Here is a 12,380-nt window from a genome sequence, read left to right as displayed (position 1 = left end):
CACGTCACGCCGGCAGCGGCAACCAAGCCAGGCTGGCCGCGGCCAGCAACGCGGCGATGCCGGTGGCAGCGAGGACATCGCTGGGGTAGTGCAGGCCCAGCACCACGCGCGACAGCGCCACACCGACGGTGAACGGCACCAGCAGCGGTGCCAGCCACGGATAGTAGGCCAGTGCGACGATGGTGAACGACACTGCGTGCAGGGTGTGTCCGGAGGGGAAGCTGAATTCGTCCAGCGGTGCCACCCAGGCGCGAATGCGGAGGTCGGCGGCGTACGGGCGCGGGCGCCGGGTCCAGCGCTTGAGGCTCTTGTACAGCAGCAGCGCGGCCAGGCCGGTGGCTGCCATGTGCACCGAGGCGCGCAGGCCATCGAAGCCATCGAGCAGCACCAGCGCGCCCATCAGTACATACCAGAACACGCCATCGCCGAGCCGGCTGATGACCGAGAACAGGCGGCGCACGCGGCGGCGCCGGCAGTAGTGGTTGGCCCGTCGGCACAGCCGTGCTTCGCGGCCGGCCAGCAGTTCAAGCGGCGTGGTGCGCATGGCCGCTCCTCCGCGACTGGGCCAGCTCGGCCAGCAGGGCATCGAACTCGGCCACCACCTGCTGTGGATGCAGGCGTTTCATCGCCTGCGCGGCATTGCTGCCCAGTGCGTGGCGCTGCGCATCATCAGCGGCCAGTTGCACGGCCGCTTCAATGAACTGCTCGTCGTTATCCACCGCTGCGCCGTTCTCGCCGTTGCGCAGGTACTCGCGGGCGGCACCGTAGTCGAAGGCCACGGTTGCCAGGCCGCTGGCCATGCTTTCCAGGGTCACGTTGCCAAAAGTCTCGCTGCGGCTGGGAAACAGAAACAGATCGCCGCTGGCGAAGTGCCGTGCCAGGGCATCTCCGCGCTGGATGCCACAGAAAATGAAGTCGGGGTTTTCATGCGCGAGCTTCTCGCGGGCCGGGCCATCGCCGACCCACACGAAGCGTGCCTTCGGCCGGATCTGCTGCAGCCTGCGGAACGCCTTCACCGCCAGGCCGAGGTTCTTTTCTGCGGCGATACGCCCGACGTAGATCGCTACCAGGCCGTTGCCGTCCACACCCCATTCCTCGCGCAGCGCAGGGTCACGACGGCTCGGATCGAACTGCTGGCTGTCGACTGCGCGCGCCAGCAGGCGCACGCGTTCGAAGCCCTGTTCGCCGAGGAACTGCTGCAGCTCGCGGGTTGGCACCAGGGTCGCATCGGCCTGGTTGTGGAAGCGACGCATCCAGCGCATTGCCGCTGCCTGCAGCCAGGCCACGCCGTAGTCGGGCAGGTACTCGTCAAAGCGGGTGTGGAAGCCACTGGCGACCGGGATGCCGAGGCGGCGCGCGGTGCGCAGTGCCGACCAGCCCAGCGGGCCTTCAGTGGCGACGTACACTGCATCCGGGCGTTGCTGCTGCCAGTGGCGGCCGAGCCGGATCGGTGCGGGCAGGCCGAAGCGCAGGCCGGGGTAGCGCGGCAGCGCTGCACCCGGGACCAGCAGGGTGCCGGGTGCTGAATCCAGCGCTTCGCTGGCCTGGCGTGGCCGGATCAGGTCGATGTCATGCCCCGATGCGCGTAGCCCCTGTTCCAGGCCCTGCACGGTGAGGGCAACGCCATTCACTTCCGGCGGATAGGTCTCGGTGACGATGGCATAGCGCATGGCGGGCCTCCGGGTTTCCGGCATGCTCGGTCCTGGCGATGTAGCCGATATGACCGCTTTGCGACCGCCAGATGACGCAGGCCTGGACGCGCGACGCCACGGCCCCGAAGGGCCGTGGCGTAACAGCTCACGCCGTGTGGTGGATCAGAAGCGCTGCTGGTATTTCATGTAGATGAAACGGCCGATGTCAAAACCACCGTAGTAGGAGAAATTGGAACTCGGCTGGCTGTACATGACCGGGCCCTGGCGGCCGAACACGTTGTTGGCGCCGATTGAAACAGTGGCGTCCCATGGCAGGTTATAGCGGGCCTGCACGTCGTGGAAGGTGACCGATCCGCGGCGGTTGTAGTCGCGCGTGCCACTGAACCACGGTGCGCGCTGGTTCGGGTGCGAGCACTCGTTCGGATAGTCCGCCAGGCCCAGGCAGCGTTCCTTCACTGCGGAGAAATAGCGCAGGCTCCATGTGAGGCCGAAGTCGCCACGCTCCCAGCCCAATGACGCGTTGGAACGCACGCGGAAGCCGATGCCCCCATTGGTGGCGATGCCATTGCTGGGAATCGGCGGTACATCGACCTCGTTGGTGGTCCGTTCTTCCGCAGCAACCACATAGGTGGTTTTCCAGTCGGCGCTCAGCGTGCCCCAGGACGTTTCGATCTTGTGGCCGACCTCCAGGTCATAGCCTTCGGCCTGGCGGAAGCCGCTGTTGCGGCTGCCATAGTTGAGCTTGTTGACGATGCCCAGCTCCGGATCGCGGGTGAAGCTGCCGCAGCGCTCGGCAATGCCCAGCTCGTAGCAGTCGCGAAGGATGTCGTTGGGGTGGTCGGCGACGATGGTGTTGTCGATGCGGATCTTCCACCAGTCCAGGGCGATGTTCAGCCCTTCGGCGAACGTCGGGCTCCAGACCAGGCCCAGCGTACGGCTGGTCGAGGTCTCGGGCTTCAGGTTGGGATTGGAGCCGTTGGTGAAGGGCAGGGGAGTCTGCCCACTGCTGCCGGTGATCGGTTCATTGCCCTGGCCGAGCTGGCGGTAGCTGTCCGCATTGGCAATGTCGGCGGCGCAGCGTGCACGCACTTCCGGACTGCTGGCCGCAGCGCCGTAGACGGTGTCGCAGGGGTCACGGAAGCCGGTGGTGAAGGTCTCCGAGCCACCGCCGTACAGGTTGGAAATGGTCGGTGCGCGGAAGCCCTGGGCCCAGGTGCCGCGGACCAGCAACTGGTCGATCGGCTTCCAGGTGAAGCCGAACTTGCTGTTGAGGGTACCGCCGAAGGTGGTGTAGTCCGAGTAGCGAGTCGCAGCGCTCAGGCTCAGCTCACGTGCACCGGCCAGGTCACGCAGCACCGGCACGCTCAGCTCCAGGTACGCCTCGTCGACACGATAGCCGCCGCCGGTAGGACCTGAGGCCAGGTTGGTGGTGGCGCCGGTCTGTGCCAGTGCATCGGGGATGAAACGTCCATCTTCGCGACGGCTCTCGGCACCGACGGCGAAGCCCAGCTCACCGGCCGGCAACGTGGCGAGGCTGCCGCTGAGGCTGGCGAACAGGTTGCGGGTGGTGGTACGGCCACGGGTGAGTTCTTCCGGGAACAGCCAGTCCTGCAGTTCCGGATTGCCGGTCAGGCCATAGGGATCATCCTGGCCATACGGAACCAGCGGGTTCCAGGGCTTGCAGCCGGCAATCGGCGCCTCCGGCGTACCGCATTCGACCTTGCCGGTTGCCGGGTTGTAGAACGAGGGGCCGGTGGCATCGGCAACGCGCTGCTTGTGCAGGTTGCCGGTGGCGCGCTGGCTCAGTTCACTGCGGTTGTACTGGTAGCCTGCTTCCCAGTCGAATTCGCGACCGCCGAACGCGAAGTTGCCTTCAAATGCTGCAACGCCCTGCCAGGTGGTCAGTTCGCTGGTGCTGACGCGTGGAATCTCCCAGGTGCGGCGGTTCCAGTGCACGTCGCTGGGGCTTTCATAGCCATGGTGGCTGCCGAACGGATTGAACCAGCTGTCGGCGGACATCGGCGTGATGCCGGCGGCAGCGGACTGGAACGGATAGCCCGCGATCTGGCGGGTGGTGGTGCGCCGGTTGTAGGCCAGCTGGGTGTTGAAGCGGACCTGGTCATTGAGATCCATGCGTGCGTCGACGAAGATCGAGTCGCGCTTGATCGGCGTCTGCACGTGCATCTGCTCGTTGCTGTTGCTGACGTCGCCGGTGAACGGCGTGTTGTCGCTGAGATGGAAGCTGTCCGGACCGCCCGGCTGGCTGCCACGGTCGAGCGAATAGCTGCAGCCACGGCTGTTGCTGCAGCCCGGGCCCTTGAAGCCGGTGATGCGGCCCCACTGGCCGACCGTGGTCCAGCCGTCGTCCGGATGGCGATCAGTGTAGGTGTAGGCACTGAAGCCACGGTCCTTTGCCCACACGCCCTTTTCTTCGACATGCTCGGCGGCGACGCTGATCGAGGCGCGGTCATTGGACCAGCCGGCCACCACGTCGTACTGGGTGCGGGCGCCGTCGCCCTCGCTGTACTGGCCGTGGTAGACGCTGGCGGTCACGCCCTCGACGTTGCGGCGGGTGATGATGTTGACCACGCCGGCCATCGCATCGGAACCGTAGATGGCCGAGGCGCCATCCTTGAGGACTTCCATGCGCTCCACGGCAGCGGCAGGAATGCTGGAGATGTCCTGGTAGCCGGAGGTGGTCATGCCCAGGCGCTTGCCATTGACCAGCACCAGGGTGCGCTGCGGGCCGAGGCCGCGCATGTCCACGTAGCTGCCACCAGAGGCCTCGCCCGCGCTGAGCGGGCTGGCACGGCTGAGGGCAGGGCTGCCGGTCGCGGTCAGGTTCTGCAGGATGTCGGCGACGGAATTGAAGCCCTGCCGCTCGATGTCGGTACGGCTGATGGTCAGCACCGGTTGCGCGGTTTCCAGGTCGACCTGGCGGATGCGCGAGCCGGTGATCTCGATGCGATCGAGCGTGGTGGCGTCCGGCGCGTGCTGGGCGAATGCAGGAACGGCGAGCGCAGTGGCTGCGGTCATCGCAAGCGCGCGACGGATCGCCAACCCCAGTTCGGGAGTACGGATGGTCATGGGTCTCTCTCTCTTCTAGGTCTTCGGTGCGCTGCCAAAGCGGACGGCGCAAATACCACCGCAGACGGTGGAGACTCGACGCTAGTGAAGGCCCGATGAGAGAGGTATGGGAAAGGTACGAATCTGCAATCGGCGAGGCTGACGCATCTGCACAAAGTCGATGCGAATCAGGTGGCTGCGCTGTTCGATGACGCGTCACCGCCATTCCGGGATTGCCGCGATGGAGACGCAGCGAAGGAGGCCGAGCCTGTCAAACACGTCAACCTGCGCAGAAACAAAAAAACCACGGCCCCGAAGGGCCGTGGTCGTGGTGCATTGCCGCGCGATGGATCAGAAGCGCTGCTGGTACTTCATGTAGACGAAGCGACCGATGTCGTAACCGCCGTAGTACGAGAAGGCCGAGTTCGGCTTGCTGTACATGACCGGGCCGTACTTCTCGAACACGTTGTTGGCACCGACCGAGACGGTTGCATCCCACGGCAGCGAGTAGCGGAACTGCACATCGTGGAAGGTGACCGAGCCACGCTCGTTGTAGTTGCGTGCACCCTTGTACCACGGGGCGTAGACGTTCGGATCCGAGCATTCACCCGGGTACGAACGGATGTCCACGCACTGTTCCTTCACGCCGGAGTAGTAGCGCGCGGTCCAGCTCACGCCGAAGTTGCCCAGGTCCCAGCCCAGCACCAGGTTCGAACGGACGCGGAAGTTGCTGCCGATGCCGTTGGAAACAGTCGGCACCACCGTGGTGTCGTTGGTCGAGCGGTAGATGCTCTTGCTGACATAGGTGGTGGCCCAGCCGGCGTTGAACTTGCCGACGCTGGTATCCAGGCGGTAGTTCAGGTCCAGGTCGTAACCTTCGGTCTCCATGAAGCCGGAGTTGCGGCTACCGAAGGTCAGCTTGTTGACGATGCCGGCGGTCGGACCCGTCGAGGTGTCACGGGTAAAGCGGGCGCAGCGAGCAGCAACGCCCTGCTCATAGCAGTCGATCAGGATCTGGGTCGGGGTATCGGACACGATCGTGTTGTCGATACGGATCTTCCACCAGTCCAGCGAGGCGTTGAAGTTCTTGATGAAGCTCGGGCTCCAGACCAGGCCCAGCGTCTTGCTGGTCGAGGTTTCCGGGGTCAGCTTCGGATCCGAGCCGGACACGAACGGCACCGGGGTGGCGTCGGTGGCGGTGGTGACAGCCTGGTTGCCCTGCTTCAGCTGGCGGAAAGTGTCGGCATTGGCGATGTCACGCGCACAGCGGGCACGCACTTCGGCACTGGTCTTGGACGAACCGAACTGGACGTCGCAGGGATCGCTGAACTGGGCGAAGGTTTCCGAACCACCGCCGTACAGGTCGTTGATGGTCGGGGCGCGGAAGCCCTCGGCCCAGGTGCCACGGACCAGCAGCGAATCAAACGGCTTCCACTTGAAGCCGAACTTGCTGTTGAGCGTGTTGCCGAAGGTGTCGTAATCGGAGAAGCGGGTCGCGCCGTTGAAGGTCAGTTCCTTCGCACCCGGCAGGTCGGCCAGCACCGGCACGTTGATTTCCAGGTACGCCTCACTGACCTTGTAGTCGCCACCGGTCGGGCCAGCGGCCAGGTTGGTGGTGGCACCGGTCTGCGCCAGCGGATCCGGGCGGTACTGGCCCGATTCCTTGCGGCTTTCGACACCGAACGCGAAGCCCAGGTCGCCGGCCGGCAGGGTCACGATGGAACCGGCGATGTTGGCGAAGAAGTTCTTGCTGGTGGTCTTGCCGGTGGTGACCTCCGGCGGGAACAGCCACTGCTGCAGAGCCGCATTGCCATCGATGCCGTTCGGATCGATCTTGCCGTACGGCACCAGCGGGTTCCACGGCATGCAGTTGGCGATCGGCGCGCCCGGGCGGCCACACTCGACCTTGCCGGTGGCGGCGTTGTAGTACGACGGGCCTACGCCGGCGGCGACGCGGCCCTTGTGCAGGTTGCCGGTGGCGGTCGATTCCAACTCGTTGCGATTGTACTGGTAGCCCACTTCCCAGTCGAAGAAGCGCTCACCAATCTCGAACGAACCGTCGAACGAAGCTACCGCGCGGTAGGTCTTCAACTCGCTGGTGGTCACGCGCGGCACTTCCCAGGTGCGGCGGTTCCAGGCCACGGCGGTCGGGTTGGCGTAGCCGTGCTGGTTGCCGAACGGGTTGAAGTAGCTGTCAACCGACATCGAGCCGATACCCGGGGTGCTCGACTGCAGCGGGTAGCCGGCGATCTGGCGGGTTGCTTCGCGCTTGTTGTAGCCCAGCTCGGCGCGGAAGTTGACGTTGTCGGTGATCTTGAAGCGGCCGTCGAAGTACACCGAGTCGCGCTTCAGCGGATAGTTCACGTGCATCTGCTCGTTGGCGTTGCTGACATCGCCGGTGAACGCAGACGGATCGGTGAGGTGGTAGTTGGCCGGGTTGGTCGGGTCGGCGCCACGGTTGAGCGAGTAGTTGCAACCGGCAGCCACCTTGCAGCCCGGGCCGCCCTTCAGGCCGGTGAACTGGCCCCACTGGCTGATGGTGGTCCAGTTGGTCAGGTTGTCGGCATGGCGGTCGGTGATGCCGTACTCGCTGAACCAGCGGTCCTTGGCCCATACCGACTTTTCTTCGGAGTGTTCAGCGGCCAGGGTCAGCGAGATGCGGTCATTGCTCCAGCCGGCCACCACGTCGAAGCGGTCGCGCGCGCCGTCGCCCTGGCTGTACTGGCCGTGGTAGACGTTGGCGGTCACACCGGTGACATTGGAACGGGTGATGATGTTGACCACGCCGGACATGGCATCGGAACCGTAGATGGCCGACGCGCCATCCTTCAGTACTTCGATGCGCTCCACGGCCGAGACCGGAATCGTGGAGATGTCCTGGTAGCCCGAGGTGCTGATGCCCAGGCGCTTGCCGTTGATCAGCACCAGCGTGCGCTGGGTGCCCAGGTTGCGCATGTCGATGTACGAACCACCCGCGTTCTCACCGGCAGTCAGCGCGTTGGCGCGGCTGATCGCCGGGCTGCCCATCGCGGTGACGTTCTGCAGGATGTCGGCGACCGAGCTGAAGCCCTGCTGCTCGATGGCCGAACGGGTGATCGCGAACACCGGCTGGGCGGTTTCCACGTCCACCTGGCGGATGCGCGAACCGGTGATCTCGATGCGGTCGAGGTTGGTGGGAGTGGCGCCGCTGCCGTCCTGGGCGAACGCAGGCAGCGAAGCCAGCGCTGCGGTGGTTGCCAGGGCATAGCGGATGGCCTGCCCCAGTGCGGTGGTGCGTGAAGTCATGGCGAGCTCTCTCTCTCAGGTCGTGCAAAAGACGCCAAAGTGGGCGTCGAAGAAGCCGGCGGGTCCAAGGACTGAGCCGGTGACCTGATAGTAGTCTCGTTGGTTAATGATCTGTAAAGACTTCGTATCCAATTATTTCGCGATACGCCGTTTCTTTTCACAAAAAATGAACAAAAGCATCGACTTACGCGAAGCGGGCCTGACGCGCAGTCGTTCGAGGTCGCTGCATCGCAACAAAAAAAGAGGCCAGATTGCGCAAAGTGTGACGGATTCGGCCCGAAGCACGGTCCACATAGACCCGAGGCCACCCCCCCTCGATCAAGCCACGAACGGACGGAACTGGATGCCCAGGCCGGCGATGCCGTCGGTTTCGCCGATCAGGTCGGCGCGCAGCAGCGGGCGCGCATCGATGAATGCCTGCGGCACGATCAGCGACAGCCGGTTGTCGTCGGCGGTCAGCTCCAGCACCGGCATAGGGTCGTCTTCGTGGGCACGGTTGAGCAGCACCGCCAGGCGCAGCAGCGCGGCCAGCCGGCGTGCGGTCAGCAGCAGTCGCTCGGGCAGGGCATCGAAGGCGGTCTTGGTCACGCTGCGACGGTGGCTGCGCACCAGCGCGGCCAGCATCTGCTGTTCCTGCCGCGAGAAGCCGGCGATATCCGAGTTCTCCAGCACGTAGCTGCCATGCACGTGGTAACCGCTGTGGGCGATCATCAGCCCCAGCTCGTGCAGGCGCGCGGCCCAGCCAAGCATGCGCGCATCGTCGGCGTCGAGCTTCCAGCGCTCCTGTACCTGCTCCAGCAGCGACAGCGCGGTGTCCTGCACACGGTCGGCCTGCACCGTGTCGATGCCATAGCGCTGGGTCAGCGCGGTGACCGATTCGTCGCGCAGGTCGTTCTCGCCGGCGCGGCCGACGATGTCGTAGAGGATGCCTTCGCGCATCGCCGCCTTGCTGACCAGCAGCTTCTGCAGGCCCAGCGCCTGGAAGGCAGCCTCCAGCACCAGGATGCCGCCGGCGATGATCGGGCGGCGATCGCTGGACAGGCCCGGGAGCTCGATGTCGTCGATCTTCTTGGCTTTCAGCAGTTCGTCGCGCAGCTGCGGCAGGGCTTCGGCGGTGATCGCGCCCTTGCTCAGCTTCATCGTCGCGCAGATTTCGCTGATTGCCTTGTGCGTACCCGATGAGCCCAATGCTTCCTGCCAGCCCAGGGCGCGGTACTTGCTGGCGAAGGGCTGGAACTCGCGGCCGATCTCGGCCAGCGCATCTTTCCAGCGCTTCTTGCTGAGCTTGCCGCCCGGGAAGAAACGACGGGTGCTGGCGATGCAGCCGGCCTGCAGGCTTTCGCGCTCCAGGGTCTGCATGCCCATGCCGATGATGAACTCGGTGGAGCCGCCGCCGATGTCGATCACCAGCCGGCGCTGGCCGGGCTTGGGTGGCTGCGCGTGGGCCACGCCAAGATAGATCAGGCGCGCCTCTTCTCGGCCGCTGACCACTTCGATCGCATGCCCGAGCGCGGTCTCGGCCGGAACCAGGAACGATTGCGGCGAGCGCAGCTGGCGCACGGTATTGGTGGCCAGCGCGCGTACCTGGTGTGGCGGCACATTGCGGATGCGTTGGCCGAAACGGGCCAGGCACTCCAGCGCGCGCTGCCGCGCGGCGGCGGAAAGTCCACCCTTGCCATCCAGGCCATCGGCCATGCGCACCGTTTCGCGCAGGCGGTCGATCACCCGCAGCTGGCCGAGCGTGTAGCGCGCGATGACCATGTGGAAACTATTGGAGCCAAGGTCGATGGCGGCCAGCAGGTCGCCATCCTGCAATGCGGGCGGAGTCGTGGTGGTATGCGGCATGGACGAATGTTAGCCGAAGGGGCGGTGTGCTCGTCACCGCGCGGCCTTCACATTTTGGAAGAGGAGGGGGCGGCAGGGCTGCGTCCTGCACCTGCCGAATCAACGGCAACGGCGGGCTATCCGTGGGATGGCGGGGTGGGTCCGGTTGCGGGGGCGCTGCAAGTACGTCGATGTAAGCTCGATCGCCGCTTGCTCGTGTGCGCAGTCCTGCGCACACGGCACGACCGGGGTTGGGCGTCCTGCCCAACCCGCCCGAGGCATGCCTCGGGCCCATGCGGCTCACGCCCCCGCGACCGGACCCACCCCGCCTTCGACAGTTCTCTGCGATCTGCCGGGACGGCGTTCTGCGCGACTGTTGGTGGGTGTCGACCTTGGTCGACACGGTAGATCCACGCCATGCGTGGATGAATCCAAACGTGCCGACCAAGGTCGGCACCTACCGGGTCAGAGCCCCTGCATCAATGCCATCTGCGCAGAATGCGGGGCTTCGTCGTGGGCCGGGGTGCGCTTGTGGTAGATACCGTCGGCGTCCAGGTCCCAGGCGTTGAGATTGTCATCGAGGTAGTTCTGCAGGACCTCGCGGTACACCCGCTTGGCCAGTCCCGGGTCGAGGATCGGGAAGCAGGTCTCGACCCGACGCAGCAGGTTGCGTTCCAGCCAGTCGGCGCTGGCGCAGTAAAGCTCCGGTGCACCGTCGTTGCCGAACCAGTACACGCGGCTGTGCTCGAGGAAGCGACCGACGATCGAGCGCACGCGGATGTTGTCCGACACGCCCGGCACGCCGGGGCGCAGGGTGCAGGCTCCACGGATGATCAGGTCGATCTGCACACCGGCCTGCGAGGCGGCGTACAGCGCGCGCACCACCTGCGGTTCGTTCAGTGCGTTCATCTTGGCGATGATCCGCGCCGGGCGCCCGGCAGCCGCGATGCGCGTTTCGCGTTCGATGCGGCCGAGGATGCCGGTGTGCAGGGTGAAGGGCGACTGCAGCAGGCGCTTGAGTTTCATCTTCGAGGCCAGCCCGGACAGCTGCTGGAACAGCAGGTGCACGTCGTTGCCGATGTCCGCGTCGGCGGTGATCAGGCTGATGTCGGTGTACGCCCGGGCAGTGCCGCTGTGGTAGTTGCCGGTGCCCAGGTGCACGTAGCGGCGCAGCTTGCGGCCCTCGCGGCGCACGATCAGCAGCATCTTGGCGTGCGTCTTGTAGCCGACCACGCCATACACCACCTGCACGCCGGCTTCCTGCAGGCGATCGGCCAGGCCGAGGTTGGCCTCTTCATCGAAACGGGCGCGCAGCTCGACCACCACGGTCACGTCCTTGCCGTTGCGTGCGGCCTGGATCAGTGCGTCCACGATCAGCGAATCCTTGCCGGTGCGGTACAGGGTCTGCTTGATCGCCAGCACGTTGGGGTCGATCGCCGCCTGCCTGATCAGGTCAAGCACGGCGGTGAAGGCATCGAACGGGTGGTGCAGCAGCAGGTCCTGGCGGGCCGTGGTCTCGAAGATGCCGTCGCTGTCGCGCAACGTGCGCGGGGTCATCGGCGGGTACTTCAGGTCGGGCTGTGCGATCAGGTCGTACAGCTGGATGATGCGGTTGAGGTTGACCGGGCCGTCAATGCGGTACACCGCGTTCTCGGTCAGGCCGAAATTCTGCAGCAGGGTGCGCACGATCTCGCGCGGCATGTCATGGGCGATCTCCAGCCGCACCGCCGGGCGGTAGCCACGGTCGACCAGCTCATCGCGCAGGGCCAGCGCCAGGTTCTCCACTTCTTCCTCGTCCACCACCAGCTCGGAGTTGCGCGTGACGCGGAACTGGTAGGCGCCCTGGACTTCCAGGCCAGGGAACAGCTCGTCGACGAAGGTGGACAGCACCGAGGACAGGAACACGAAGTTCTGCGGCCCGCCGAGCTTCTCCGGCAGCTGGATGATGCGCGGCAGCGAGCGCGGCGCGCGCACGATGGCGAGGTGGCCTGTGCGGCCGAACGCATCGGTACCCTTCAGCACCACCACGATGTTCAGCGACTTGTTGAGGATCTTCGGGAACGGGTGCACCGGGTCCAGGCCCAGCGGTGACAGCACCGGCATGATCTCGTTGCGGAAGTACGCGCGCAGCCAGCGCTTCTGGCGGTGCGTCCAGGAGTGACGGCCGAGCACGCCGATGCCGGCCTCCATCAATGCCGGGCGCAGTGTCTGGTTCCAGCAGCGGTATTGCTGGTCCACCAGTTCCGCGGCGCGGTCGTGGATGGCGTTGAGGATGGCCTGCGGGCTCATTCCATCCGGCGCCGGTGGCAGGCCGAATTCCTGCGCATGGCGCACCGCGGCGGCGCGGATCTCGAAGAACTCGTCGAGGTTGGTGCAGGAGATGCACATGAAGCGCAGGCGCTCCAGCAGCGGCACCTGCGGGTCCATCGCCTGCGCCAGCACACGGAAGTTGAAATCCAGCTGAGACAGTTCGCGGTTGATGTACAGCGCCGGGTCGCGCAACGGATCGTTGTCCGGGCTCACGGGGAGGGGGAGGGATCCGAGGCTGCTCAT

6 protein-coding genes are annotated in these 12,380 nt (G+C 65.6%); all 6 read right to left on the bottom strand.

Going from position 1 to position 12,380, the window contains the following annotated elements; genetic code table 11:
* Nucleotides 1–4: 4 nt before the first annotated feature.
* Nucleotides 5–544, bottom strand: coding sequence for a phosphatase PAP2 family protein (locus tag V9K93_RS04580; protein WP_337302136.1), 540 nt, complete (start codon nt 542–544; stop codon nt 5–7).
* Nucleotides 525–1,670: a glycosyltransferase family 4 protein gene (locus V9K93_RS04575; RefSeq protein ID WP_046982500.1), complete on the bottom strand. Its 1,146-nt coding sequence runs from the start codon at nt 1,668–1,670 to the stop codon at nt 525–527. The genes V9K93_RS04580 and V9K93_RS04575 overlap by 20 nt, the downstream gene beginning before the upstream one ends.
* Before the next feature lie 144 nt (nt 1,671–1,814).
* Entirely contained in the window at nt 1,815–4,739 is a 2,925-nt protein-coding gene (locus V9K93_RS04570; RefSeq protein WP_337302135.1) for a TonB-dependent receptor domain-containing protein, read from the bottom strand.
* A gap of 330 nt (nt 4,740–5,069) precedes the next feature.
* A complete protein-coding gene (locus tag V9K93_RS04565; RefSeq protein WP_337302134.1) occupies nt 5,070–8,003 on the bottom strand; it encodes a TonB-dependent receptor domain-containing protein in 2,934 nt (977 codons plus the stop codon).
* Between the two features lie 318 nt (nt 8,004–8,321).
* On the bottom strand, nt 8,322–9,848 hold the full coding sequence (ppx, locus tag V9K93_RS04560; RefSeq protein WP_046982497.1) for an exopolyphosphatase: 1,527 nt from the start codon (nt 9,846–9,848) through the stop codon (nt 8,322–8,324).
* Nucleotides 9,849–10,292: 444 nt separating this feature from the next.
* Entirely contained in the window at nt 10,293–12,380 is a 2,088-nt protein-coding gene (gene ppk1 / locus V9K93_RS04555; protein WP_046986953.1) for a polyphosphate kinase 1, read from the bottom strand.

Source organism: Stenotrophomonas sp. CCNWLW162 (assembly GCF_037203745.1).
Classification (GTDB): domain Bacteria; phylum Pseudomonadota; class Gammaproteobacteria; order Xanthomonadales; family Xanthomonadaceae; genus Stenotrophomonas; species Stenotrophomonas maltophilia_AQ.
Note: the sequence above shows the minus strand (reverse complement) of the source record. Positions and strands in the feature narration are given on the sequence as shown.